This is a genomic window from Sphingomonas sp. BL-S-25 (assembly GCF_055521555.1).
Genome location: NZ_CM145486.1, coordinates 1,164,291 through 1,187,395, shown reverse-complemented (window position 1 = coordinate 1,187,395; position 23,105 = coordinate 1,164,291). Strand labels below are relative to the sequence as shown.

General features: G+C 65.9%; 27 protein-coding genes. 10 read left to right on the top strand and 17 right to left on the bottom strand.

The genetic code is table 11. From position 1 onward, the window contains the following. The first annotated feature begins 13 nt into the window (after positions 1-13). Positions 14-1,012, top strand: a complete 999-nt coding sequence (locus ACZ1H8_RS05930) for a ligase-associated DNA damage response exonuclease (RefSeq protein WP_465181346.1) — start codon at positions 14-16, stop codon at positions 1,010-1,012. A gap of 15 nt (positions 1,013-1,027) precedes the next feature. On the opposite strand, the gene rpoN is transcribed toward ACZ1H8_RS05930, so the two are convergent. The 6 genes from rpoN to ACZ1H8_RS05900 all read right to left on the bottom strand — a co-directional run bounded on the left by rpoN (position 1,028) and on the right by ACZ1H8_RS05900 (position 6,239). Continuing rightward, positions 1,028-2,578: an RNA polymerase factor sigma-54 gene (rpoN, locus tag ACZ1H8_RS05925; RefSeq protein WP_465180429.1), complete on the bottom strand. Its 1,551-nt coding sequence runs from the start codon at positions 2,576-2,578 to the stop codon at positions 1,028-1,030. A gap of 6 nt (positions 2,579-2,584) precedes the next feature. Then, positions 2,585-3,361, bottom strand: coding sequence for an LPS export ABC transporter ATP-binding protein (gene lptB / locus ACZ1H8_RS05920; protein WP_110150648.1), 777 nt, complete (start codon positions 3,359-3,361; stop codon positions 2,585-2,587). Positions 3,362-3,487: 126 nt separating this feature from the next. After that, entirely contained in the window at positions 3,488-4,054 is a 567-nt protein-coding gene (locus ACZ1H8_RS05915) for an LptA/OstA family protein (RefSeq protein ID WP_465180428.1), read from the bottom strand. Then, positions 4,054-4,698, bottom strand: coding sequence for an LPS export ABC transporter periplasmic protein LptC (lptC, locus tag ACZ1H8_RS05910; protein ID WP_465180427.1), 645 nt, complete (start codon positions 4,696-4,698; stop codon positions 4,054-4,056). Before lptC ends, ACZ1H8_RS05915 begins: the two co-directional genes overlap by 1 nt. A gap of 29 nt (positions 4,699-4,727) precedes the next feature. After that, positions 4,728-5,348 carry a ribonuclease D gene (locus ACZ1H8_RS05905; protein ID WP_465180426.1) on the bottom strand — a complete coding sequence of 207 codons (621 nt, stop codon included), beginning with the start codon at positions 5,346-5,348 and terminating at the stop codon, positions 4,728-4,730. A gap of 81 nt (positions 5,349-5,429) precedes the next feature. Continuing rightward, a complete protein-coding gene (locus ACZ1H8_RS05900) occupies positions 5,430-6,239 on the bottom strand; it encodes a TerC family protein (RefSeq protein WP_465180425.1) in 810 nt (269 codons plus the stop codon). A gap of 207 nt (positions 6,240-6,446) precedes the next feature. Between ACZ1H8_RS05900 and ACZ1H8_RS05895 the strand changes: the two genes are divergently transcribed. Further along, the gene (locus ACZ1H8_RS05895) at positions 6,447-7,232 is read left to right on the top strand and encodes a cold-shock protein (protein WP_465180424.1); all 786 of its coding nucleotides are present in this window, start codon (positions 6,447-6,449) and stop codon (positions 7,230-7,232) included. Positions 7,233-7,302: 70 nt separating this feature from the next. Here ACZ1H8_RS05895 and ACZ1H8_RS05890 read toward each other — a convergent pair whose 3' ends face one another. Both ACZ1H8_RS05890 and ACZ1H8_RS05885 read right to left on the bottom strand, forming a co-directional pair. After that, a complete protein-coding gene (locus tag ACZ1H8_RS05890) occupies positions 7,303-8,109 on the bottom strand; it encodes an EamA family transporter (protein ID WP_465180423.1) in 807 nt (268 codons plus the stop codon). 187 nt (positions 8,110-8,296) lie between these two features. Continuing rightward, positions 8,297-9,892, bottom strand: coding sequence for a cisplatin damage response ATP-dependent DNA ligase (locus tag ACZ1H8_RS05885; protein WP_465180422.1), 1,596 nt, complete (start codon positions 9,890-9,892; stop codon positions 8,297-8,299). A 46-nt stretch (positions 9,893-9,938) separates the two neighbouring features. Between ACZ1H8_RS05885 and ACZ1H8_RS05880 the strand changes: the two genes are divergently transcribed. Beyond that, positions 9,939-10,766: a metallophosphoesterase gene (locus ACZ1H8_RS05880; protein WP_465180421.1), complete on the top strand. Its 828-nt coding sequence runs from the start codon at positions 9,939-9,941 to the stop codon at positions 10,764-10,766. A 79-nt stretch (positions 10,767-10,845) separates the two neighbouring features. After that, positions 10,846-11,160 carry a hypothetical protein gene (locus ACZ1H8_RS05875; protein ID WP_465180420.1) on the top strand — a complete coding sequence of 105 codons (315 nt, stop codon included), beginning with the start codon at positions 10,846-10,848 and terminating at the stop codon, positions 11,158-11,160. 64 nt (positions 11,161-11,224) lie between these two features. On the opposite strand, the gene ACZ1H8_RS05870 is transcribed toward ACZ1H8_RS05875, so the two are convergent. After that, positions 11,225-11,719, bottom strand: coding sequence for a Dps family protein (locus ACZ1H8_RS05870; protein ID WP_465180419.1), 495 nt, complete (start codon positions 11,717-11,719; stop codon positions 11,225-11,227). Between the two features lie 316 nt (positions 11,720-12,035). Between ACZ1H8_RS05870 and rpmG the strand changes: the two genes are divergently transcribed. Beyond that, positions 12,036-12,203, top strand: coding sequence for a 50S ribosomal protein L33 (rpmG, locus tag ACZ1H8_RS05865; RefSeq protein ID WP_055757016.1), 168 nt, complete (start codon positions 12,036-12,038; stop codon positions 12,201-12,203). A 115-nt stretch (positions 12,204-12,318) separates the two neighbouring features. Here rpmG and ACZ1H8_RS05860 read toward each other — a convergent pair whose 3' ends face one another. Continuing rightward, on the bottom strand, positions 12,319-12,687 hold the full coding sequence (locus ACZ1H8_RS05860) for a response regulator (RefSeq protein ID WP_110149160.1): 369 nt from the start codon (positions 12,685-12,687) through the stop codon (positions 12,319-12,321). Positions 12,688-12,724: 37 nt separating this feature from the next. Between ACZ1H8_RS05860 and ACZ1H8_RS05855 the strand changes: the two genes are divergently transcribed. From ACZ1H8_RS05855 to ACZ1H8_RS05840, 4 genes are all read left to right on the top strand, one after another. Continuing rightward, positions 12,725-13,030, top strand: a complete 306-nt coding sequence (locus ACZ1H8_RS05855) for a DUF3572 family protein (RefSeq protein WP_465180418.1) — start codon at positions 12,725-12,727, stop codon at positions 13,028-13,030. Continuing rightward, a complete protein-coding gene (locus ACZ1H8_RS05850) occupies positions 13,030-13,665 on the top strand; it encodes an HAD family hydrolase (RefSeq protein ID WP_465180417.1) in 636 nt (211 codons plus the stop codon). The genes ACZ1H8_RS05855 and ACZ1H8_RS05850 overlap by 1 nt, the downstream gene beginning before the upstream one ends. 9 nt (positions 13,666-13,674) lie before the next feature. Beyond that, a complete protein-coding gene (locus ACZ1H8_RS05845) occupies positions 13,675-14,145 on the top strand; it encodes a RidA family protein (RefSeq protein ID WP_465180416.1) in 471 nt (156 codons plus the stop codon). A gap of 218 nt (positions 14,146-14,363) precedes the next feature. After that, positions 14,364-15,146: a TorF family putative porin gene (locus ACZ1H8_RS05840; protein WP_465180415.1), complete on the top strand. Its 783-nt coding sequence runs from the start codon at positions 14,364-14,366 to the stop codon at positions 15,144-15,146. A 123-nt stretch (positions 15,147-15,269) separates the two neighbouring features. On the opposite strand, the gene ACZ1H8_RS05835 is transcribed toward ACZ1H8_RS05840, so the two are convergent. The 3 genes from ACZ1H8_RS05835 to ileS are packed head-to-tail and all read right to left on the bottom strand — an operon-like array spanning position 15,270 to position 18,998. Continuing rightward, positions 15,270-15,683, bottom strand: a complete 414-nt coding sequence (locus tag ACZ1H8_RS05835; RefSeq protein WP_346244606.1) for a DUF3035 domain-containing protein — start codon at positions 15,681-15,683, stop codon at positions 15,270-15,272. Continuing rightward, positions 15,676-16,197, bottom strand: a complete 522-nt coding sequence (gene lspA / locus ACZ1H8_RS05830) for a signal peptidase II (protein ID WP_465180414.1) — start codon at positions 16,195-16,197, stop codon at positions 15,676-15,678. Before lspA ends, ACZ1H8_RS05835 begins: the two co-directional genes overlap by 8 nt. Then, entirely contained in the window at positions 16,194-18,998 is a 2,805-nt protein-coding gene (ileS, locus tag ACZ1H8_RS05825; RefSeq protein WP_465180413.1) for an isoleucine--tRNA ligase, read from the bottom strand. The genes lspA and ileS overlap by 4 nt, the downstream gene beginning before the upstream one ends. A 109-nt stretch (positions 18,999-19,107) precedes the next feature. On the opposite strand from ileS, the gene ACZ1H8_RS05820 reads away from it, so the two are divergent. Next, positions 19,108-19,581: a tryptophan-rich sensory protein gene (locus ACZ1H8_RS05820; protein ID WP_465180412.1), complete on the top strand. Its 474-nt coding sequence runs from the start codon at positions 19,108-19,110 to the stop codon at positions 19,579-19,581. Here the strand turns inward: ACZ1H8_RS05820 and ACZ1H8_RS05815 are convergent, their stop codons facing one another. The 4 genes from ACZ1H8_RS05815 to ACZ1H8_RS05800 form a co-directional block, all read right to left on the bottom strand. Beyond that, the gene (locus ACZ1H8_RS05815; protein WP_465180411.1) at positions 19,582-20,505 is read right to left on the bottom strand and encodes a bifunctional riboflavin kinase/FAD synthetase; all 924 of its coding nucleotides are present in this window, start codon (positions 20,503-20,505) and stop codon (positions 19,582-19,584) included. Positions 20,506-20,554: 49 nt separating this feature from the next. After that, complete coding sequence (locus tag ACZ1H8_RS05810) at positions 20,555-21,724, bottom strand: dipeptidase (protein WP_465180410.1); 1,170 nt, start codon at positions 21,722-21,724, stop codon at positions 20,555-20,557. A 2-nt stretch (positions 21,725-21,726) separates the two neighbouring features. Beyond that, entirely contained in the window at positions 21,727-22,212 is a 486-nt protein-coding gene (locus tag ACZ1H8_RS05805) for a dihydrofolate reductase (protein ID WP_465180409.1), read from the bottom strand. A gap of 62 nt (positions 22,213-22,274) precedes the next feature. Beyond that, entirely contained in the window at positions 22,275-23,069 is a 795-nt protein-coding gene (locus ACZ1H8_RS05800; protein WP_465180408.1) for a thymidylate synthase, read from the bottom strand. Between the last annotated feature and the right edge of the window lie 36 nt (positions 23,070-23,105).

Genomic DNA, 23,105 nt, shown 5'->3' with positions numbered 1-23,105 from the left:
CCATATAGGCATGATGACGAAGCTCGGCGACTGGATCGATCCACAACCTTCGGGAATCTACCTTCCCGCCGCCGATGCCTGGGTCGACCCCTCGCAGCCGGTCGCGCGGGCGCTGGTGACGCACGGCCATGCCGACCATGCGCGCGGCGGGCATGGCGAGGTCTGGGCGACACCCGAGACGCTGGCGATCATGGATGTGCGCTATGGCGCGCAAAATGCCCGGCCGGTGGCCTATGGCGAGGCATTGTCGCTGGGCGGGATCGATTTTCACTTCGTGCCCGCCGGACATGTCCTGGGATCCGCACAGATCGTCCTGGACCATCGCGGTGAGCGGGTGATCGTCTCGGGCGATTACAAGCGCCGCGAGGATCCGACCTGCGCGCCGTTCAAGGTCACACCGTGCGACGTGTTCATCACCGAGGCGACGTTCGGCCTGCCGGTGTTCCGCCATCCCTCGACCCATGACGAGCTCGACAAGCTGCTGGCGGCGCTGCGGGCCAATCCCGATCGCTGCGTGCTGGTCGGCGCCTATGCGCTGGGCAAGGCGCAGCGGGTGATCCGCGAATTGCGCGTGATGGGGTTCGACGATCCGATCTACATCCACGGCGCGCTCCAGCGCCTGTGCGACCTCTATGTCGAGCATGGCGTCGACCTGGGCGAACTGCGTCCGGCGACCGGGGTGGCGAAGGCCGAGCTTCAGGGGCGGATCATCCTGTGCCCGCCCGGCGCGCTCAACGATCGCTGGTCGCGGCGGCTGCCCGATCCGATCACGGCGATGGCGTCCGGCTGGATGCGCGTCCGCCAGCGCGCGCGGCAGCGCAATGTCGAGCTGCCGCTGATCCTGTCCGACCATGCCGACTGGGACGAGCTGACCGACACGATCCGCGACGTCGCGCCGCGCGAGGTGTGGGTGACGCATGGGCGCGAGGATGCGCTGGTCCATTGGTGCCGACTGCGCCAGATCAAGGCGCGTGCGCTCGACCTGTCGGGCTATGAGGACGAGGACGACTGAGGGGCAGGGGCGGCGTCAGCCCGCCCCGGCGAGCGCCTTTTGCCGGCGGCGCTGGACCGAGCTGCCGATGCCCATCGCCTCGCGATATTTGGCGACCGTGCGCCGCGCGATGTCGAACCCCTTGGCGTTCAGCAGCTCGACCAGCGTGTCGTCGGACAGGATCTTCTTGGGATCCTCGGCCTGGATCAGCCCGCGGATCGCGCTCCTCACCGCCTCGGCCGACACCGCATCTCCGCCATCGGCCGACTGGATCGCGCTGGTGAAGAAATATTTGAGCTCGAATAGCCCGCGCGCGCAGCTGAGATATTTGTTGCTGGTCACGCGGCTGACGGTCGATTCGTGCATCTCGATCACGTCGGCGACCTGGCGCAGCGTCATCGGCTTCAGATGCGCGACGCCGTGCAGGAAAAAGGCTTCCTGCTGCTTCACGATCTCGCTGGCGACCTTGATGATCGTGCGCTGCCGCTGGTCGAGCGCCTTGACCAGCCAGTTGGCGCTGGCGAGCATGTCCGATAGCCAGGCCTTGCTCGACTTGTCCTGAGGGCCGGTCGAGACCTCGGCATAATAGGCGCGGTTGACCAGCACGCGGGGCAGGGTGGCGGCGTTGATCTCGACCGCCCAGCCGGCGCCGCGCCGCGCGACGAAGATGTCGGGCGTAACCGCCAGCGTCGGCTCGCCGCCATAGCGAAGGCCGGGTTTGGGATCATAGTCGCGCAGCTCGCGGATCATGTCCGCCATGTCCTCGTCATCGACATTGCAGATGCGCTTGAGCCGCGCGATGTCGCCGCGCGCGACCAGGTCGAGATTGTCGATCAGCCGCGCCATGCACGGATCGTAGCGATCAGCCTCCTTCGCCTGCATCGCGAGGCATTCGGCCAGGTTGCGCGCACCGACGCCGGTGGGGTCGAAGGTCTGGATGGTCGCCAGCACCGCCTCGACCCGCGCCAGCGGCACGCCCAGCCGCTCGGCGATATCGAGCAGCGGGACGGTCAGGTAGCCGGTCTCGTCGATCTGATCGATCAGATGGGCAGCGATGAACTGGTCCCCGCCCGAAATCACCTGTCCCGCCTGGGTCAGCAGATGATCGGCCAGCGACAGGCTGGTGTCGCTGAAATTGTCGAAGTCGGGTCCGTCTTCCGACCCGCCGCCGCCGGTTCCGGCCATGCCCAGGCTGCCGTCCATGCCGCCGGGCGAATCGATCGCGCTGTCATGGTGGAAGGTCTCGGCCGAGAAATCGACATCGAGCGCGGCCTCGCCATGCGCCTCGCCGCCGCCGGACAACAGCTGGCTGGCATCGGGCATCGCGTCGCCGGCGGAGAATTCGCCATCGGGCAGGTCGGGGGCGCCAGCCGGGCCGGAATCGCCCATACTGTCCGCATCGCGATCGCGCGGCGACTCATCGTCGCGCTCCTGCGATTCGAGCAGCGGGTTCTTCTCGATCTCCTCGGCGATGAACGCTTCGATCTCGAGATTCGAAAGCGCCAGCAGCTTGATCGCCTGCTGCAGCTGCGGCGTCATCACCAGCGATTGCGACTGCCGCAGGTCGAGGCGTGGCGCCAGGCTCATCGATGCTTAGAGTTCGAAACTCTCGCCAAGATAGAGGCGGCGGACATTCTCGTCGCGCACCAGGTCGTCGGGCGATCCGGCGAACAGCACCCGGCCGTCATAGATGATGTAGCCGCGGTCGACGATGTCGAGCGTCTCGCGAACATTATGGTCGGTGATCAGCACGCCGATGCCGCGCGTCTTGAGCTGGCGGATCAGGTCGCGAATGTCGCTGATCGACAGGGGATCGATGCCGGCAAAGGGTTCGTCGAGCAGCATGATCGTCGGGTCTGCCGCCAGCGCGCGCGCGATCTCGGCGCGGCGCCGCTCGCCGCCCGACAGCGCCATCGACGGCGCGTCGCGCAAACGGGTCAGACCGAATTCGTCGAGCAGTTGGTCCAGCCGGTGACGGCGCGCGTCCTTGTCGGGTTCCGACAGTTCCAGCACGGCCAGGATATTCTTCTCGACCGACAGGCCGCGGAAGATCGACGTTTCCTGCGGCAGATAGCCCAGGCCCAGGATCGAGCGGCGATACATGGGCAACGCGGTGATGTCCTCGCCGTCCAGCATGATGCGGCCCGAATCGGGCTTCACCAGGCCCATCACCGAATAGAAGCTGGTGGTCTTGCCCGCGCCGTTGGGACCAAGCAGGCCGATCACCTCGCCGCGCGCGACCGACATCGACACGTCGGTCAGCACGACCCGCTTGTCATAGGCCTTCGCGATCGAGACCACCGCCAGTCCCTTTTCGGGCGGCGGCACGACGTCGGCGATCGGTGTCTCGAGTTCGGCAGTGTCGGTCATCTTGGCCCTCGATGGGTTCGCTCGCGCCCCCGCGCCGTCAGGCTACGCTTATTGGCAGGATTCGTGCATGAGAAGCATGGACGAGCAAAGGGTTCAAGCGGTCGGGCGTTGAATCGGTGCGATCGGTCAGGGCGACGGCGTGGAAGCCGGTGCCTCGTCACGCTTCGGCACCGAGAAGCGGCCGGTGACGCGGCCGCCCTGGCTCTGCACGCCGCCCGGCGTCGTGCTGCCGCTGACGCCCGATCCGTCGATCGTCGCGCGGCCGGTGTCGAGATTGATCGCCAGCCGTCCGCCGTTGATCACATTGGGACCCTGGCGCAGCGTCACGCCGCCGACCATGGTGATGACGCGGCGGTTGATGTCATAGACGGCATATTGGCCGCGCGCGCTCTGGTCGGGGCGGGTGACGGTCACCCCGCCCGATGCGTCGAGGCGCGAAACCTGCGGCGACCCGTCGGTGATCTGGCCGGTATAGCTCAGCGTGGTGCGCGCCGCCGTCATCGTCATTTCCGCCTGGGTGATCCGGACATTGCCGGTCAGGATGACGCGGTTCGCCTTGTCCTGGATCTCGAAATGATCCGAGGCGAAGTCGATCGGGGCGTTGGTATTGTGGCGCGTCTGCGCCGTTGCCGGGGCGGAAGCACCCAGCGCCATGAAAAGGCCGAGCGGAAGCAGGGCGAGTGCGCGCATCATTACTGCCTATTTGCGCGCTTGGGATAGATGCGCAAGCGCGCATTCCCATCGACGCGGACGGTTCGTTGTTCGAGATCGGCGGTCAGCTTGTTGCCGGAAAAGGTACCGGTCGGCGTACGGCCCGTAACTGCACCGCCACTGGTGAGCTGGCGGGTCTTCAGGTCGAGCGTCGCGTCATGCGTGTCCAGCGTGTAGCCGTCGGCGGTGCGGAACGCGATCGGACCGTCGATCGCCACCTGATCATTCTGCAGATTGTAGCGGCCCTTGTCGGCGCGCACGGTCGCCGGACCCTCGGGCAGGCCGAGCTGCGCGTTCAGGTCGTTCAGCTGCACCTCGGCATCCGTCGAGCTCTTCTGCACGGCGCTGCCGGCGTTGAGCTTGAATGCCTGGCCCTTGGCATCTTCGCCGCGATATTCGGCGCTCTGGACGCGCAGCCGTTCGGACGCGACATCGACCTTGTTCTTGTCGAGCACGAAGCTGACTTCGGCGGTCGTCATCAGCGGCGACACGACCAGCCCGACGGCCAGCACCGCGATCGCGATCGGCAGAACGATCAGCAGCAGGCGCACCAGCCTGTCATGGCTGGACCCCGGATGGGCCCAGGCACGACGCTGGTTCTGAAGTCGGGCGGCGACTTCAGACATTCACTGTCTCACAGGAAAGGCGCGAGCCTTCATGCATGCGCGAAGATGTCCACTTCCGGCCATCCCGCGAGATCCAGTTCCGCGCGGGCAGGGAGAAAATCGAAACAGGCCTGTGCAAGTTCCATGCGGCCTTCACGTTCGAGCCGGCGGTCGAGCTCGGCCTTCATCGCATGGAGATGACGCACGTCCGACGCTGCATAGTCGCGCTGCGCATCGGACAGGTCCGGGCCGCCCCAGTCGGAGGATTGCTGCTGCTTCGAGATTTCCTGACCCAGCAGGTCGCGCACCAGGTCCTTCAGGCCGTGGCGATCGGTATAGGTGCGCACCAGCCGCGAGGCGATCTTGGTGCAATAGCAGGGGGCAGGCATCACGCCGAGATAGAAGCGGATCGCCGCAAGATCGAAGCGCGCGAAGTGATAGAGCTTCAGCCGCTCGGGATCGGCCAGCACCGCGCGAAGATTGGGCGCATCATAGGTCGAGCGCGGGCCGAACCGGACGAGATGCTCGTCGCCCGACCCGTCCGACAGCTGTACCACGCACAGCCGGTCGCGCAGCGTGACGAGGCCCATGGTTTCGGTATCGACCGCGATCGATGCGCCGGGCGCGAACAGCCCTTCGGGAATGTCTTCTTCGTAGAAATGAACAGTCATCGCCGCCGCCTAGACCCCTTCGTCGCAAGGCTCAATGGGGTGCGGCCGGTCCCGGTTCAATGGGCGGACCGGCGGCTGGCCTCATTGAATCGTATCGCCCTTTGCCGCCAGGCGCTTCTCGCGGGAGCGGCGCGACCAGATGTTGAGCATCTCGACCCCGGCCGAGAATGCCATGGCCGTATAGATATAGCCCTTGGGGATGTGTGCGCCAAAGCCTTCGGCGATCAGCACCGTACCGATCATCAGCAGGAAGCCGAGCGCGAGCATCACCACCGTCGGGTTGCCGTTGATGAAATTGGCCAGCGGGTCTGCGGCGACCAGCATGACGATCACCGCGACGATCACGGCGACATACATCACCTCGACATGCTCGGTCATGCCCACCGCGGTCAGGATCGAATCGACCGAGAAGACGATGTCGAGCAACAGGATCTGAACGATCGCCGAGGTGAAGTTGATCCCCGCCTGCGACGTCTTGTCCTTGTCGAGCAGGTCGTCGCTGTCATGCGTGTCGACCGAATGGTGGATTTCCTTGGTCGCCTTCCACACCAGGAACAGGCCGCCGGCGATCAGGATCAGGTCGCGCCACGAAAAGGCCGTTTCGAACGCGGGCACGCCGTGCGAGTCGAGCGGGCCGGTAATGCCGAGATCGAGGACCGGCTGTGTCAGGCCGACGATCCAGGCGATCATGGTCAGCAGGGCAAGGCGCATGACCAGCGCCAGGCTGATGCCGATCCGGCGCGCCTTCTGGCGCTGCTCGGGCGGCAGCTTGTTCGACAGGATCGAAATGAAGATCAGGTTGTCGATTCCGAGCACCACCTCCATCACGATCAGCGTGACAAGGGCTGCCCAGGCGGCCGGGCTGGCGAGGAGGTCCATGATCGAGTCCATGCCCCGATCTGCCCTGCAGCGGCGATATGGGCAAGAAGCGGGATGAAATTCACCCTGACCTGGGTCGAATTTCGTTCGCTCCCAAGGTGCTTTTGGGCTATGACTGATTCTAGAGGCACCCCGTTTCGGGTGTCCGAAGACTTGCGCGCTCGTCCGGCGCTTGGGTTTCGATGGTGATTTCGGGCGAACCGGGAAGACGAACAGGGCATGAGTTTCGATAGAGGGCGCCGTGGGGATCGCGGCGGGCGCGGCAGGGACAAGCGCGACGGTTTCGGCGGCGACGACAATTTCTACGGCGGCGGTTTCGAGGATCGCGGCCGTGGCGGCGGCTTCGGCGGCGGTTTCTCCGGCGGCGGTGATCGCTTCGGCGGCGGCGGCGGTGGTGGCGGCTTCGGCGGCGGCGGCGGCGGTGGTTTCCGCGGTGGCGGCGGCGGTGGTGGTTTCCGCGGTGGCGGCGGTGGCGGCATGCCCCCGCAGGTGATCGGCGAAGGCACCGGCGTCGTGAAGTTCTTCAACGCGCAGAAGGGTTTCGGTTTTGTCGTTCGTGACGATGGCGGCGAAGACGTGTTCGTGCACATCTCGGCAGTCGAGCAGGCAGGCCTGACCGGCCTGGCCGAGGGTCAGCCGCTTGGCTTCACTCTCGTCGATCGCGGTGGCCGCATCTCGGCCACCGAGCTGAAGATCGATGGCGAGCCGATGCCGGTCGAGGACCGCGGTCCGCCGCGTGACCGCGATGCCGGCCCCGGCGGCCGTGGTGGCCCGCAGCGTCAGCTGACCGGCGAGAAGGCGACCGGCACGGTCAAGTTCTTCAACGCGATGAAGGGCTTCGGCTTCATTCAGCGCGACGATGGCCAGCCCGATGCGTTCGTTCACATCTCCGCCGTCGAGCGTGCCGGCATGCCGACGCTCAACGAAGGCGACCGTCTCGAGTTCGAGCTCGAGGTGGACCGTCGTGGCAAATATGCCGCGGTGAACCTGACGCCGGGCAGCTGAGCCAAGGCTCACGCCAGACAGACGAAGGGGCCGGGCGCAAACGTCCGGCCCTTTTCGTTTCAGCTTGCTGTCAGCGCGTTAGGATCAGCGCGGCTCCGGCCATCACGCCAATCACGCTGGCAGCGCGCAACCACGTGACCTGCTCCTTCAACACGATCAGCGAGATCAGGAGTGCGGTGATCATCCCGGTCTCGCGCAGGGCCGCCAACGGCGCAGTGGGGCCCAGCGCATAGGCCTGGAGCGCAAGGCCGTAGGTGACGATCGACAGCGCACCAGCGACGACGCCCGCACGCCACTGGCTCCGCGCGGCCACCAGAACTGCCCCCTTCGAGACAAGCGCGAAGAGGCTGACGATCGCGATGCCCCCGATGACGAACAGCCAGACGATATAACTGACCGCTGTCGGCGCTGCGCGCACTCCGGCGGCGTCGATGACCGTATAGGCGGCAATCATCGCCCCGGTCGTCAGCGACCAGCGGAGTCCGGCGGCATGGATATGCTTGCCCGCCACCATCATCAGCACCGCGATGCCGATCAGTGCCGTGCCCAACAGGTCGCCAAGGCTCGCTTCCTCGCCCAGCAGCCCGACTGTAACCGCCGCAGTCAGCAACGGAGCGGTACCGCGCAGGATCGGATAGGCGGCCGACATGTCGCTCGCCTCGAACGCGCGTACCAATGCATAAAGATAGACGCAGTGAACCAGCGCGCTGGCGCCCAGCCAGTGCCAGGCGCCGTGCGGTAGCGGGACGAAGAACAGGGCGGGCAACAGCAGCACCGCGCTCGACCCGTCGATGACGCTGCGCGCGGTCATCTTGTCCCTGCCGCTCTTCAAGATCGCATTGACTACCGCATGGATCGATCCGGAAGCGATCATCATCGCAGGAGCGAGCATCTCTGGAATCACGACCTCGCGATCCGGCATGCGAGGTGCGGCGTGGGGCTAACCAAGGCGGCGCCGATCGCAATCTGATGTTGCTGCCATCGCCCTTCATTGTCCGCCAAGCCCCGGTCCCCTTCGACCGCTTGCTATCCCGAGGTCTGTGCCAAGGAAAGAGATTGAGCGTTCAGGTCGCCATGCGCCGTAGCGTCTCGATCCGGTCTGCTTCCGCCGCGGGCTTGTCGTTGCGGATGCGGGCGATCCGGGGAAAGCGCATCGCCAGGCCCGACTTGTGCCGTTTCGATTCGTGGATCGAATCGAACGCGACCTCCAGCACGAGCGTCTTCTCGACCTCGCGCACCGGCCCGAAGCGGTTGAGCGTGTTCGTCCGGACGAACCGATCGAGCCATTTCAGCTCCTCGTCGGTGAAGCCGAAATAGGCCTTGCCGACCGGAAGCAGTTCGCCGTCCTCCGTCCACGCTCCGAAGGTGAAATCGGAATAGAAGGAACTGCGCTTGCCGCTGCCGCGCTGGGCGTACATCAGCACGCAGTCGGCGGTCAGCGGATCGCGCTTCCACTTGTACCATAGGCCGACCCGGCGGCCGGTGACATAGGGGGACTCGCGCCGCTTGAGCATGACGCCCTCGATCGCGGCGTCGCGGGCGCCGGCGCGGATTTCCTCCAGGGCCTCGAAATCGCTCGCCTCGATCAAAGCGGAGACATCGAACCGCTCGGGATCGAGCCGGACTGCGAACGCCTCGAGCCGCCGGCGCCGCTCGTGCCATGGCAATTCGCGCAGATCCTCCGGGCCGTCGAACAGGATGTCGTAGAGCCGGACAAAGGCCGGGTAGTCGGCAAGCGTTTTTGCGCTGACCTGCTTGCGTCCCAGTCGCTGCTGTAGCGCGTTGAAGCTGCCCGCGCCGCCGCCTTCACCAATCGCGCCGCCCTGCGCCTCGCCCTTCACCAGCAATTCGCCGTCGAGCGCGCCCGCCTCCGCAAATGCTTCGGCGATCTCGGGAAAACTATGGGTGATGTCGTCGCCGGCCCGGCTGTAGAGGCGCGTCTGGCCGGCAACATGCACCAGCTGCACCCGGATCCCGTCCCATTTCCATTCCGCGGCATAGTCGGCGAGATCCACCCGCGTCTCCTCCAGCGGGTGCGCGAGCATGAAGGGGCGAAACACGGGGACGTTCTGTGCGCTTGGCTGGACGCCACGGCCCTCGGCCCAGTCGAACAGCTCCGAATAGGGCGGCTGCAGCCCGTGCCACACTTCCTCGACCGCCTCGACATCGAGGCCGAACGCCTGGGCAAGCGCAGTCTTGGCCAGCCGGGCGGATACGCCGACGCGAAGCGCGCCCATGGCCAGCTTCAACAACGCGAACCGTTCGTCGGCGTCGAGCCGATCAAGCATCGAGGCGAGTACGCCGGGCGCGTCCGATCGGGAGAGCGTGGCCAGCCGGTCGACCACCTCGGACAGGCGTAACGGCCCGCTTCCCTCAGGGGCGGTCATCGGCTCGGGCCAGAGCAAGGCGATCGTCTCGGCCGAATCGCCGACGAAATCTCGGCTCATAGCGTAAAGAACGGGATCGACCCGTTCCTCGACCATCGCGCGGATCAGTGCGGGTTTTACCGCCGGCAGGTCGAGCCCGCCAGTGAGTGCTGCCATCGCCCAGCCGCGATCGGGATCGGGCGTCGCCTTCAGGTAATCGCCGATGCGCCGCAGCTTCGCGTTGCGCGAACGCGTGTAGATCAACCCGTCGAGAAGGTCGGCAAAGGCGCGCATCAGCAGGAGATGGCCGTCATTCCGGGATTACGCTAGGGGCGGGCGGATGTTCCGTTTGCTCGGCTTGATCCTCCTCGTCATCCTCGCTCTGATCGGCTGGAGCTACGCCAATATCCTCGTCGATCCGACGGTCCGCGGCGTCCGTATCGGCATGACCGACTGGCCGAAGGACGCAGCGCCGGTCCGTGTCGCGCTGATCAGCGACATCCATGTCCAAGGTCCCGATATGCCGCCCGAGCGCGTCGCGCGCATCGTCGAGGGCGTGAACGCGCGGAAACCGGATGTCGTCCTTCTCGCCGGCGATTTCATCGGCGATCGCCCGGTCGCAAGCCGCTATTACTCCCAAGCCGAAATCGCTGCGCCGCTCTCGAAGCTGAGAGCCTCGCTCGGCGTTTTTGCGGTGCTGGGGAATCACGATCACGGCCATGGCGGTCCTGCGATGCGCAAGGCGCTGGAGGATGCCGGCATTACGGTCCTGTCGAACACGGCGCGGCGTGTGGGGCCACTCACGCTCGTCGGTATCGACGATCTCGTGACGCGCCATGCGAATATTCCGGCCTCGATTCGCGCCGCTGACGCGCTGCCCGGGCCGACCCTCGCCTTCACCCACAGCCCTGACATCGTACCGAAGCTGGGGCGGAAGTTCCCGATCGTCCTGGCGGGGCATACGCATTGCGGTCAGGTCGTGTTGCCGATCTACGGCGCGATCGAAACGGCCTCCCGCTATGGCGACCGCTATCTGTGCGGGGTGATCCGCGAACATGGCCGGGCGATCGTGGTCACCGGCGGCCTGGGCACCAGCCTGCTGCCATTTCGCTTCGGTGCGCCGCCCGACTGGTGGCTGATCACGCTCGGTCCTGCGAACGCGGACTGACGGCCTCGCCAAAGCCACGAATCGCGATTAGCCATGTGGTTGTGGAGCGGGGCTCCACATTCGATGGAGAGCACTGCCCATGAAGTTCGTGATCGCCGCTGCGGCCGCCGCAGCCTTTCTGATTCCCGCCGCCGCTTCGGCGCAGACCGGACCGGCAGCGCAGAGCGCCCCGGCTGCCGCCAAGTTCAACCTCGACACCCCGATCGAGACGCTGGTCGCCGACGCGAAGGCCAATGCGGTCCTGACCGCCAATCTCGGCGGCGACGTCTCGAAGCACGAGCATTACGAGATGTTCAAGACGATGAGCCTGCGCCAGGTCCAGCCCATGTCGGGCGGCGCGATCACCGAAGAGACGCTGACCAAGATCGAAAAGGAACTCGCCGCGATCAAGTAATCGACGGGGGAAAAGGAAAGGGCCGGGATCGCTCCCGGCCCTTTCTTGTTGCTCGTGCAGGCGATCAGCCCTTGCGCGATGCCTCGAACAGGAACCAGGCGCGCTCCTCGGCCTGGTCGGTCCACTCGTCGACGATACCCGAGGTGGCATTGTCGTTCGCATTCTCGGCCGCTTCCTTCACCGCGCGGAAACTCTCGACCAGCTTCAGATTGTCGTCGCGCAGTTCGGACAGCATATCGCCGGGGGTGACGAAATCGGCATCATTGTCGCTCAGCGTCTGGCGCCGTGCGATGTCGCCGATCGAGCGCAGCGTCATGTTGCCGGTCTTGCGCACCCGCTCCGCGATCGCGTCGGTGATCCCCAGGATCTGCGCGGCCTGATCGTCGAGCAGCAGGTGATAGTCACGGAAGTGCGGGCCCGACACGTGCCAGTGGAAATTCTTCGTCTTGAAGTACAGCGCGTAGCTGTCCGCCAGCGCGCTGTTCAGCGCGTCGGCCACGCTCTTGGTCTCGTTGCGATTGAGGTCGGTGGGCGTCTGCAGCGCCTTTGTGTCAGCCATCATATCCTCCGGCGATTCGGGTTCGTAACGATAACGTCGAGATAGGCGTTCGGGTCCCGGTTCGCCTAGGCGAAATCCCGATGACAGCGATCGAATCGACCGATCGTGAGAGGGTAGGCGGTCGATGACGGGGCTGGCGTGCATGCCGGCCAATTGCGAGCCGCAAGGCTGCGTGATGTTCCGGGAGCCTTTGGTCCGGCACCTCGTCAGCGACGCCTTGACTTTTGTCGCGGAGTAGAGCAACTGCCGCCCCTGATGGCGGTGCGCTAGCGCGTGCCGCTTTTTCCTTTTCGCAGAATCTAAGGGTTTTCGGGCCATGGCCAAGCCGACCACTGTCAAGATCAAGCTCGTCAGCTCGGCGGATACGGGCTTCTTCTACGTCACCAAGAAGAATCCGCGCAACCAGACCGAGAAGCTGACCTTCCGCAAGTACGACCCGGTCGTGCGCAAGCATGTCGAGTTCAAGGAAGCGAAGATCAAGTAAGCCCTGCCGGCGCCGCGGTTTACGCGATCCGGCGCGGACAATGGTCCCACGCCAGGCGACGCCCTCTTCCGCCAGGAAGGGGGCTTTTCGCTGTGTTCGCCGTTCGTCGACCGATCTAGGCGGGTAGCAGCGCCCGAACCTCATCCATGAACCGGACCAGCGAGATCGGCTTCGACACATAGGCGTTCGCGCCGGCGGTGCGGATTCGCTCCTCGTCCTCGCGGCCGGAATAGGCCGTCACCGCCATGATCGGGATGGCGCGGAGGCTGGGGTCGAACTTCATCTGCTGGATCAGCTCCAGGCCGGTGACATGGGGCATCTGAATGTCCATCACGACCAGATCCGGCTGAAAGTCGCGGGCCGTCGCCACGGCCTCGCGTCCGTCCCGAACCGGCTCCACCTCCAGATCGTGTGCCCGCAACAAGTCGCAGAAAAGTTTTAGATTGAGTTCGTTGTCCTCGACAACGAGCACCCGTTTTGCCACGCGCAGACCCTTATTATCTAAGGACAAGCTCTAGGCCATGGCTGCGCCCGAGACAAACGCCGACTCGCCGGACGGTACCCGATCTGCGTTCGAATCCGGTGCGTTCTCGCTTGCGCTATCCGCGCTCATTTGGACGCTGGAGGATTCTGCGCGCGCTCGGCGGCTGCTCGACCTGACCGGTCTGGACCCATCCGAATTGCGCGATCTGGCGGGGGAGCCGGCAACGCTTGCCGCGACCCTGGGCTTTCTCGAGGCGCATGAACCCGATCTGATCGCCTGTGCCGAATCGCTCGGCGTCGCACCCTCGAATCTTGTCGCTGCGCGACTCGCGCTGGAGAACTGATGAAACCGCTGCTGATCACCGACTGCGACGAAGTGCTGCTCCACATGGTAAGGCATTTCGGCACCTGGCTGGACGAAGCTCACGAGATCGATTTCGACCTGTCGCGCGGGCATTTCGACGAGGCGCTGACCCGGCGTTCCGACGGTGGCCGGGTCGCGCGCGAAGAAATGTGGGCGCTGCTCAACAGCTTCTTTCCGGCCGAGATGGGGCGGCAGACGCTGGTGCCCCATGCGCGCGAGGCGCTGGCGACGCTGTCGGAGCGCGCCGATATCGTCGTGCTGACCAATTTGCGCGACCAGTGTCGCGAGCCGCGCATCGAACAGCTGGCGGCGCACGGCATCCACCACCGGGTCGAGTGCAACCAGGGCGGCAAGGGCGAGCCGGTCGCCCGGCTGGTCGAGGAGTTCGCACCCAGCGTGACGGTGTTCATCGACGACCTGGCCGTACATCACGAATCGGTGGCGACCCATGCGCCCGACGTCTTCCGCCTCCACATGGTGTCCGAGCCGACGCTTGCCCCGCATATTCCGCCCGCGCCCCACGCCCATGCGCGAATCGACGACTGGCAGGAGGCCGAAGCCTGGATCGCAGAGCGCTTCGCGCAAGGCTTGACCGCGGTTGCCGCCAATGGTTGAGACCATGGCATGACCACGCAGATCGAAGCGAAGCTGGCCGAGTTCGGCCTGACCCTCCCCGAAGCAGCGGCACCCGTCGCTGCCTATCTTCCCGCGGTGGAGATCGGCGGACTGCTTCACATCTCGGGGCAGCTTCCGTTCAAGGACGGACAGTTGATGACCGGTCGGGCCGGAGAGGATCGCGACCTCGATTACGCTGCAGAAGCGGCGCAGCGTTGCGCTGTCATGCTGCTGGCACAGATCCGCAAGGCGCTCGGCGGCGATTTTCACCGGGTCGAGCGAATCGTGAAGCTCGGCGTTTTCGTCAATTCGGCTGTAGATTTCACCGATCAGGCCAAAGTCGCCAATGGCGCGTCGGAACTGATGGCGGCGGTGTTCGGCGACTCGGGCAAGCATGCGCGTAGCGCCGTCGGCGTCGCCGTCCTGCCGCTGGGCGCGGTGGTCGAAATCGACGCAATCGTGGCGCTCCGCGACGCCTGATTCAATCGGCGGAGCGGACCCACCGACCCTTCATTTCTGTTGCGATGTCGCAACACCTGCAAGGTTACGTCGCCTTGCAGGCTTATTTTGTTGTGCGGTGCAGCGTGTTTCTGCATTGTTACATCGTCGGCGATAGCGGCGCGGGTCTTTCGGGCCTCAGACAGCTCGCACCGCCGACAGCAGGCGGGAACCATCGAATCTAACCGAAAGGGATGAAGATGCGTTTCTCGAAAATCATGCTCGGCGTGTGCGCACTCGCCGGTGCGACCCCGGCCTTCGCTCAGGAAGAGACCGAGCCGGCTCCCGAAATCACCATCAGCGGCAGTGCTGCCGTGGTCAGCGATTACCGCTTTCGCGGCATTTCGCAGACCGACGGCAATTTCGCCGTCCAGGCGGGCATCACCGTCAGCCACGCGTCCGGCTTCTACGCCTCGGTCTGGGGATCGTCAGTCGACGACTATGTCACTGTCCATGGCTCGGCCAATCAGGAGATCGACCTGATCGCCGGGTTCAAGACCACGTCCGGCGGTGTCACCTTCGACATCGGCGCGGTCTATTACCTCTATCCGGGCACAAAGCCTGGCTTCCCCGGCGACGTCAGCAAGTCGAGCATCTTCGAACCCTATGCTGCGGTCTCCTACGGAATCGGCCCAGTGACGGCGAAGGCGAGCTTCGCCTATGCGCCGAAGCAGACCTCGCTTGCGCTGGACCAGGGCCAGCTCGGCGGGCCGAAGCAGGACAACGCCTATCTGGCGGGCGACCTGTCGACGTCGATCCCGAACACCCCGATCTCGCTGTCCGCCCATCTCGGTCACACCTGGGGTCCCAGCTGGCTGGGCATTGGCAACGAATATACCGACTGGAGCCTGGGCGCCTCCGCGACGTGGAAGTCGCTGACCTTCGGCGTTTCCTATGTCGACACCGATGGTGCTTACATCACCCCCAGCGGCAAGAATGCCAGCAAGGCGGGCGTCGTCGGATCGGTCAGCGTCAGCTTCTGATCCTCGTTACAACCGGTGCCAAGGGGGCCGCGGACCTGTTCCGCGGCCCCTTTTGCTGTCCGGCGCACGAAAAAGGGCCGCGCCTCGGTCGAGGAGCGGCCCTGTTCGATCGTCCGGGGACGATTATTGCGGTGTCGCGGCCGATGCGTCGCGGCCGGTGCCCTCGGGCGCGGCGATGATGTCGCGGGTCGTGCTGCCCTTGTCGACCACGGTCGTGTTGGGGTCGCCGACGGTGCTGCGCGCGCCCTGGTCGGCGCCGGTGCGCCCGGCGGCGTCCAGCGTCGCATTCTCGCTGCCGCTGCGCACGGCCGAACCACCGAACAGTGCGTCGAGCGCCTGGTTCTGCGGCTGCGAATCCTGCGCGCGCGGGGCACCCGGACGCGGCGGGACCAGCGCGAAATCGGGTGGGATCACCAGCGGTGCCGCACGCGCAACCGCGAACTCGTCGGGACGGGCACGGTCATAGCCGCTGCGCCCGCAGGCCGACAGCGAAGCGACCAGCGCGAGCGCGCCGGCGATCAGGACAGTCTTACGCATTGATAGTCTCCACAGAATCCCGCTGCGTGGCCCGAGGCTTGTCACGCACGAAGAGCGCGCGAACCAGCAGGATCAGCACGCCGATGGTAATCGCAGCATCGGCGACATTGAAGACCAAAAACGGCCGCCAGGTGCCGAAGTGAAGGTCCGCAAAGTCGACCACGAAGCCAAGCCGGCTGCGATCCAGAATATTGCCCAGCGCGCCGCCCAGGACGAGGCCAAGCGCGGCCACGTCGCCCAGCTTGCGCTCGCGCAGCATCCACACGACCACGCCGACCGCGATCAGGCTGGTCAGCGCCACCAGCGCCCAGCGCCAGAACTCGCTGCTCGCACGGAACAGGCCGAGCGACACGCCGATATTCTCGACATAGCGCAGATCGAAGAAGCTGAAGATCTCCATCGACGCGCCGTCATAGGAGATGCCGAGGGTCTGGGTGACGAAATATTTGGTGCCCTGATCGACCAGGAACACCAGCAGCGCAACCAGCAGTCCGATTCCACGCGTCTTGGTCATGCGCCCACCACCTCGGAACAGCGGTCGCACAGCGCGCCGTCGTTCGCAACTTCGGGAAGATGCCGCCAGCATCGGCCGCATTTAAGGCGCTGCGTGGGCACGACCGTGACCGTGTCGCCGCCGCCCGCGACGCGCGAGACGATGAACAGCTCGGCGAGCAAGTCCTCGCCCAGCGGCAGTGTGGGCACGGTCACCTCGGCCTCGAGACTCGATCGGATCGTCTTCTCGCGGCGATAGGGCTCGATCGCCTCGGTCACCTTCTCGCGCAGCGCCCGCACCGCACTCCAGTCGGCGCTGAGGTCACTGGTGACCTGCGGCATTTCCGGCCATTCGAGCAGATGCACCGACCCGTCTTCGCTGGGATAGCGGGCCTGCCACACTTCCTCGGCGGTGAAGCTGAGGATCGGCGCGGCGTAGCGGACCAGTGCGTGGAACAGCAGGTCGAGCACGGTACGATAGGCGCGCCGCTTCGGATCGCCCGGCGCGTCGCAATAGAGCGAATCCTTGCGGATATCGAAGAAGAAGGCCGACAGATCCTCGTTGGCGAAGTCGGTCAGCGCGCGGGCATAGCGGTTGAACTCATAGGCACCGACCGCATCCTTCAGCTCGGCATCGAGCGCGACGAGCTTGTGAACGATGTAACGCTCGAGCTCGGGCATCTCGGCCACCGGCAGCTTCTCGGCATCGCCGAATCCGTCGAGCGCGCCCAGCAGATAGCGGAAGGTGTTGCGCAGCTTGCGATAGGCATCGCCCGTGCCCGCCAGTACCTCCTTGCCGATGCGGACATCCTCGAAATAATCGGTCTGCGCGACCCAAAGGCGCAGGATGTCCGCGCCGCTCTCGCCGATGACCTTGAGCGGATCGACGATGTTGCCGATCGACTTGGACATCTTCAGACCCTTGCCGTCCAGCGCGAAGCCGTGCGTCAGCACGGTGCCGTACGGCGCATGGCCGCGCGTGCCGCAGCTCTCGAGCAGCGACGACTGGAACCAGCCGCGATGCTGGTCCGACCCTTCGAGATACAGGTCGGCACGGACGCCCTCGCCATAGCGCTTCTCGACCACGAAGCTGTGGGTCGAGCCCGAGTCGAACCAGACATCGAGGATGTCGGTGACGACTTCATAATCGGCCAGGTCGTAATCGGCGCCCAGCAGCTGCTGGTGATCCGCCGTGAACCAGGCATCGGCACCGCCGGCGCGGAAGGCGTCGAGGATGCGGGCGTTGACCGCGGGATCGCGCAGATACTCGCCGCTCTGGCGATGGACATAGAGCGCGATCGGCACGCCCCAGGCGCGCTGGCGGCTGATCACCCAGTCGGGGCGCCCCTCGACCATCGCGCTGATCCGGTTGCGGCCCTTTTCGGGCACCCACCGCGTCCGCTCGATCGCGTCGAGCGCCAGCTCGCGCAGCGTGGCCTTATTTCCGGCTTCGCCTGTCGCGGGCGAGTCGGTTGCGATCGCGGCGTTGATCGCCCGGTCCATCGGGATGAACCATTGTGGCGTGCAGCGGAAGATGATCTTGGCCTTGGACCGCCAGCTGTGCGGATAGCTGTGCGAGAAATCGTCCGACGCAGCGAGCAAGGCGCCCGCCTCGCGCAGGTCCGAACAGATCGGGCCTTCGGCCGCGTTCAGCTTCTTGTTGATGACCGACAATTCATTGCCGCCCATCCACGCCCAGTCGTCGCGGTAGCGGCCATCGTCCTGCACCGCGAAGACCGGATCGATCCCGTTGGCCTTGCACAGCAGGAAGTCGTCCTCGCCGTGATCGGGCGCCATGTGCACCAGGCCGGTACCGGCGTCGGTGGTGACGAAATCGCCCGCCAGCAGCGGGCGCGGCCTGGCGAAGAACGCGCCGCGCGCGTGCATCGGGTGCCGTGCGACCGCGCCATCGAGGCGGGTTCCGGCGAAGGTGCCGAGCGAGCGCACATCGCCGCTATCGGCATCGACGCCCCAGCGCTTCAGCACGGCCGCTTTCAGATCGGCAGCCAGCAGGAAGCGGCGGCCATTCCACTCGACCAGCTCATATTCGACCCCCGGGCCATAGGCGAGCGCCTGGTTCACCGGGATCGTCCACGGCGTGGTCGTCCAGATCACCGCAGACGCGCCGACCAGTTCGGGTGCGCCCGGCGCCTCGACGATCTCGAACGCGATGTCGACCTGGGTCGAGACGATGTCCTCATACTCGACCTCGGCATCGGCGAGCGCGGTCTTCTCGACCGGCGACCACATCACCGGCTTCGCGCCGCGATACAGCTGGCCGCTCTCGGCGAACTTGAGCAGCTCGCCGGCGATGATCGCCTCGCTGTCGAAGTTCATCGTCAGATAGGGATCGTCCCAGTCGCCCATCACGCCCAGCCGCTCGAACTGCTCGCGCTGGATGCCCACCCATTTGGCGGCATAGGCGCGGCATTCGGCGCGGAACTCGGCGGCGGGCACCTCGTCCTTGCTGCGCTTCTTTTCCTTATATTGTTTCTCGATCTGCCATTCGATCGGCAGGCCGTGACAGTCCCAGCCGGGGACATAGGGCGCGTCCTTGCCCAGCAGGCTCTGCGACCGGACGACGATGTCCTTCAGGATCTTGTTCATCGCATGGCCCATGTGAATGTTGCCATTCGCATAGGGCGGGCCGTCGTGAAGGATGAAGCGCTCGCGCCCGGCACGTGCCTCGCGCAGCTGCTGATACAGGCGAATTCGTGCCCAGCGCTCGAGGATGGCCGGTTCCTTGGCAGCAAGGCCGGCCTTCATCGGGAACTCGGTCTTCGGCAGGAAGACGGTGTCGCGGAAATCTGTTGCGTCAGTCATGGGTGCGCGCGGATTAGCGGGTGCGCGGTCAAGTTCAAAGCGCTTGTTCTCGGCAACCTTCATGCTTTCGTGCGTTTTTGCGCAGCATCGACACTATCGGGAGCCCGCAATGACCGCCGCCAGCCTGAATCGTACCGACAGCAAGGGGCTGTGGCTCAACATCGCCGCGCTCGTCGCGCTCGTGCTGGTCGGCAATGCCCTGATCTTCGGACTCGGCGCCGATGGCGGATCGCTTCCGCCCGTACAGGCGCGATGGGTGCCGCCGGGGCCGCTGGTCGGTGCGATCTGGGTCGTGCAGTTCGCGCTGATGGGCGCCGCGCGCTGGTTCTGGCTGCGCGATACGAATGACCATGGCTGGCGCGCCTGGCTGCCGGTCGTGCTGGCGGCGATCTGCCTGGCGTTTCCCGTCTATACCGGCGGGCTCGACAGCCCGGCGGCGGGCGCGATCGGGACGCTGGCTACGCTCGTCGCGACGCTGGCGGTGATGCTGACGCTCGGCCGCTGCTCCAGTGCTGCCGCCTGGGCATTGGTGCCCCTGGCGGTCTGGGGCAGCTATGTCGCCTGCGTCTATTATCTCGCCTGATCAGTCGAGCAGGGCGCGGGCGCGGGCGGCATCGGCGTCCATCTGGACCTTCAGCGCATCCAGGCTGTCGAACCGCGCCTCGGGTCGCAGGAACTCGATCAGCTGAACCTCAATCACCTGGCCGTACAGGTCTCCGGCAAAGTCGAAGAAAAAGCTCTCCAGCAGTTCCTCGGGCGGGTCGATGCTCGGCCGGATGCCCAGATTGGCGACGCCGTTCAGCACGCGCCCGTCGGGCAGGCGGCCATGGACGGCATAGATGCCATAGGCCGGACGCAGATAGGTGCCGAGCACCATGTTGGCGGTCGGATAGCCGAGCTCGCGTCCCAGCTTCGCGCCATGGACGACCTCGCCCTCGATCGAGAAGGGGCGGGTGAGCAGATAGGCCGCGTCGCGCGGGCGCCCCTCGCGCAGATAGTCGCGGATCCGACTCGACGAAAAGGCGTGGCCCCCGGCGCCGACCGCCGGCACCGTCTCGGCGGTAAAGCCAAGCTGTGCGCCGAGCGCCGCAAGCACCGCGGGGTTGCCGCCGCGGCCCTTGCCGAAGGTGAAGTCCTCGCCGGTCACGACCCCGCTGGCGCCGGCGAGCTCGACCAGCCGCTCGCGCGCGAATGCTTCGGCCGTCAGGCTTGCCAGCGCCGAATCGAAAGCGAAGACCAGCATCGCCTGCGCGCCTGCTGCCGCGAACAGCCGCTGGCGCTGGTCGAGCGTGGTCAGGCGGAAGGGCGGCGTATCCGGCTGGAAATAGCGGCGCGGATGCGGATCGAAGGTCGCGACGATCGCGGGCACGCCGCGCTCGCGCGCGCGCGACACCGCCCGCGCCACCACCGCCTGGTGTCCCAGGTGAAATCCATCGAAATTGCCGAGCGCGACGACACCGCCGCGCAGATGCGCCGGAACCGCCGAGCCGCCGTCCAGCCGCTCCATGCGCGCGCCATAGCCGCCGCGTCCCGCGCAATCAAATCCCCGGCCGTGCTCAGGCGGCAGGCGCAATTCCCGCGCGGATCACCCGCAGCACATTGCCGCCCATCACCTTGCGGATCTCGTCCGACGACAGGCCGGCATTCACCAGCCCCTGGGTAATGGCGATCAGCTGCGCGCTGTCCCAGCCAGTGGTCACCGCACCGTCGAAATCCGACCCCAGCCCGACATGGTCGACCCCCACCAGCGTGCGGACATGGAGGATCGCGCGCACCACATCCTCCGGCCGAGTGCCGCACACTGCGGCGTCCCAATAGCCGATGCCGATCACGCCGCCGGTGCGGGCGATGCCGCGAATCTCGTCGTCGGTCAGGTTGCGATTGACCCGGCAGGTCGCCTGGACGCCGCCATGGCTCGACACCAGCGGGCGTTTCGCGACGCGCAGCATGTCGGCCAGTGCGGCGTGGCTGGAATGGGCGACATCGACGATCATCCCGATCCGCTCCATCCGCGCTATGACCCGGAATCCCAGCGGAGTCAGGCCGCCCTTCTCGACGCCGTGCATCGATCCCGCGACGTCATTGTCGAAGAAATGGGCCAGTCCCGCCATGCGGAATCCCGCGGCATGGAGCCGATCGAGATTGTCGATCCGCCCCTCCAGGTCCTGGAGCCCCTCGATCGACAGCATCCCGCCGACGACCTTGGTCCCGCTTGCCCGCGCCGTAAGCAGATGGTCGAGATCCGCCGGGGTCCGGATTACCCGCAACTGCCCATTTGATCGCGCGGCGGCGCTGTCGAGCTTCTGCGCATGCCACAGCGATCGTTCGAGCAACGACCCCCAGGTCCGCACCGGCTGAAGCTGGGCAACGGTCAGCAGGGTGATGTTGTCGGTGTCACCATTGTTTGCGTCGTAATTCTGGCCCTTGGGCGTCTTGGTCACCGACGAGAAAATCTGGAGCGCGACATTGCCCTCGATCAGCCGCGGCAGGTCAACCTGGCCTCGGCTGGCGCGCGACAGCAGGTCGCGCCGCCACATCAGCGTGTCGGCATGCATGTCGGCGATCTGGAGACTGGCGTGCAGCGTGCGCGTCGCGTCGCTGATCGCCGGCAACGGAGCCGGGGTCACGACGTTCATCGTCGATTCGACATAGGCGGGCACGACGCCGAAGAACGCGGCCGCCCCCAGCGCGAGCACGCCGCCCGCGATCCACGGCCATTTGCGCATCTCTACCCCCTCCGGCGTTCCAGCCTCACGAAGCTATAGGCTGGACGCCCGCCTTCGCCGGGGTGATCCTCGCGCGAGACCTCGCGCCAATCAAGCGTATCGAATGCAGCGACGCTCGCGTCGCCTTCGGCATCGAGATGGACCTCGGTCAGCTCGACTGCATCGGCGCGCGACAGGAACAGGTCGAAAATTTCCGCCCCGCCGATGACCGCCACCTCGCCCGGCCCGGCAAGCGCGAGCGCGCCGTCGACGTCATGCGCGGCCTCCGCCCCTTCCGCCGACCAGTCGGCGTCGCGCGTCAGCACGATGTGGCGACGGCCGGGCAGGGGGCTGGGAAAGCTCTCGAACGTCTTGCGCCCCATCAGCATCGGCTTGCCCATGGTCTGCGTCTTGAAGCGCTTGAGATCGGCCGGCAGCCGCCAGGGCAGCTGGCCGTCGCGGCCGATCACCCCATTGGTCGCGCGGGCGAGGTGGAAGGTGATGGTCAATTTAGTCTCCGCCTCAGATCCGCAACTTGCTCCCGTCCCTGGAAGGAGGGGAATCCGTCAGTCTAAACCGCCACCGGCGCCTTGATGTGCGGCTGCGCGACATAATCGTGGATCGCGAAATCCTCATAGTCATAGGCATCGATCGACGCCGGCTTGCGCAGGATTTCCAGCCGCGGCAGCGCACCTGGCTCGCGCGACAATTGCTCGCGCGCCTGGTCGAGATGGTTGGAATAGAGGTGGCAGTCGCCGCCGGTCCAGATGAACTCGCCGACCTCCAGCCCGGTCTGCTGCGCCAGCAAATGGGTGAGCAGCGCATAGCTGGCGATGTTGAACGGGACCCCCAGGAAGATGTCGGCCGACCGCTGGTACAGCTGCAGGCTCAGCCGGCCATTGGCGACATGGGTCTGGAACAGGCAGTGGCACGGCGCCAGCGCCATCGCGTGCAGGTCGCCCGGGTTCCAGGCGGACACGATCATCCGGCGCGACCCTGGATTGGTGCGAATCGTCTCGATCAGCTCGGCGATCTGGTCGATATGGCGGCCGTCCGCCGTCTCCCAGTCGCGCCACTGCTTGCCATAGACCGGGCCGAGATCGCCATTCTCGTCCGCCCATTCGTCCCAGATCGAGCATTTGCGATCGCGCAGCCACTGGACGTTGGTGTCGCCGCGCAGGAACCAAAGCAGCTCGACGATGATCGAGCGCAGGTGCAGCTTCTTGGTCGTGACGAGCGGGAAGCCCTCGCGCAGGTCGAAACGCATCTGGTGCCCGAACACCGATCGGGTGCCGGTGCCGGTGCGGTCCATCTGCTCGGTGCCGTCATTCAGGGCGCGGGCCATCAGGTCGAGATATTGGCGCATGGCGTCAGCCTAGCCGCGGGCGGCAGCAGCGCCAAG

What these genes read in the sequence shown, in the direction of transcription:
- ACZ1H8_RS05900 (WP_465180425.1), bottom strand. Translation starts at nt 6,239, where the DNA reads ATGGACTCGATCATGGACCTCCTCGCCAGCCCGGCCGCCTGGGCAGCC.
- ACZ1H8_RS05895 (WP_465180424.1), top strand. Translation starts at nt 6,447, where the DNA reads ATGAGTTTCGATAGAGGGCGCCGTGGGGATCGCGGCGGGCGCGGCAGG.
- ACZ1H8_RS05890 (WP_465180423.1), bottom strand. Translation starts at nt 8,109, where the DNA reads ATGATGATCGCTTCCGGATCGATCCATGCGGTAGTCAATGCGATCTTG.
- ACZ1H8_RS05820 (WP_465180412.1), top strand. Translation starts at nt 19,108, where the DNA reads ATGACCGCCGCCAGCCTGAATCGTACCGACAGCAAGGGGCTGTGGCTC.
- lptC (WP_465180427.1), bottom strand. Translation starts at nt 4,698, where the DNA reads ATGTCTGAAGTCGCCGCCCGACTTCAGAACCAGCGTCGTGCCTGGGCC.
- ACZ1H8_RS05835 (WP_346244606.1), bottom strand. Translation starts at nt 15,683, where the DNA reads ATGCGTAAGACTGTCCTGATCGCCGGCGCGCTCGCGCTGGTCGCTTCG.
- ACZ1H8_RS05855 (WP_465180418.1), top strand. Translation starts at nt 12,725, where the DNA reads ATGGCTGCGCCCGAGACAAACGCCGACTCGCCGGACGGTACCCGATCT.
- ACZ1H8_RS05850 (WP_465180417.1), top strand. Translation starts at nt 13,030, where the DNA reads ATGAAACCGCTGCTGATCACCGACTGCGACGAAGTGCTGCTCCACATG.
- ACZ1H8_RS05880 (WP_465180421.1), top strand. Translation starts at nt 9,939, where the DNA reads ATGTTCCGTTTGCTCGGCTTGATCCTCCTCGTCATCCTCGCTCTGATC.
- ACZ1H8_RS05930 (WP_465181346.1), top strand. Translation starts at nt 14, where the DNA reads ATGACGAAGCTCGGCGACTGGATCGATCCACAACCTTCGGGAATCTAC.
- ACZ1H8_RS05875 (WP_465180420.1), top strand. Translation starts at nt 10,846, where the DNA reads ATGAAGTTCGTGATCGCCGCTGCGGCCGCCGCAGCCTTTCTGATTCCC.
- ACZ1H8_RS05885 (WP_465180422.1), bottom strand. Translation starts at nt 9,892, where the DNA reads ATGCGCGCCTTTGCCGACCTTCTCGACGGGTTGATCTACACGCGTTCG.
- ileS (WP_465180413.1), bottom strand. Translation starts at nt 18,998, where the DNA reads ATGACTGACGCAACAGATTTCCGCGACACCGTCTTCCTGCCGAAGACC.
- ACZ1H8_RS05815 (WP_465180411.1), bottom strand. Translation starts at nt 20,505, where the DNA reads ATGGAGCGGCTGGACGGCGGCTCGGCGGTTCCGGCGCATCTGCGCGGC.
- ACZ1H8_RS05915 (WP_465180428.1), bottom strand. Translation starts at nt 4,054, where the DNA reads ATGATGCGCGCACTCGCCCTGCTTCCGCTCGGCCTTTTCATGGCGCTG.
- lspA (WP_465180414.1), bottom strand. Translation starts at nt 16,197, where the DNA reads ATGACCAAGACGCGTGGAATCGGACTGCTGGTTGCGCTGCTGGTGTTC.
- ACZ1H8_RS05845 (WP_465180416.1), top strand. Translation starts at nt 13,675, where the DNA reads ATGACCACGCAGATCGAAGCGAAGCTGGCCGAGTTCGGCCTGACCCTC.
- ACZ1H8_RS05810 (WP_465180410.1), bottom strand. Translation starts at nt 21,724, where the DNA reads ATGCGCAAATGGCCGTGGATCGCGGGCGGCGTGCTCGCGCTGGGGGCG.
- ACZ1H8_RS05870 (WP_465180419.1), bottom strand. Translation starts at nt 11,719, where the DNA reads ATGGCTGACACAAAGGCGCTGCAGACGCCCACCGACCTCAATCGCAAC.
- ACZ1H8_RS05800 (WP_465180408.1), bottom strand. Translation starts at nt 23,069, where the DNA reads ATGCGCCAATATCTCGACCTGATGGCCCGCGCCCTGAATGACGGCACC.
- rpmG (WP_055757016.1), top strand. Translation starts at nt 12,036, where the DNA reads ATGGCCAAGCCGACCACTGTCAAGATCAAGCTCGTCAGCTCGGCGGAT.
- ACZ1H8_RS05840 (WP_465180415.1), top strand. Translation starts at nt 14,364, where the DNA reads ATGCGTTTCTCGAAAATCATGCTCGGCGTGTGCGCACTCGCCGGTGCG.
- rpoN (WP_465180429.1), bottom strand. Translation starts at nt 2,578, where the DNA reads ATGAGCCTGGCGCCACGCCTCGACCTGCGGCAGTCGCAATCGCTGGTG.
- lptB (WP_110150648.1), bottom strand. Translation starts at nt 3,361, where the DNA reads ATGACCGACACTGCCGAACTCGAGACACCGATCGCCGACGTCGTGCCG.
- ACZ1H8_RS05905 (WP_465180426.1), bottom strand. Translation starts at nt 5,348, where the DNA reads ATGACTGTTCATTTCTACGAAGAAGACATTCCCGAAGGGCTGTTCGCG.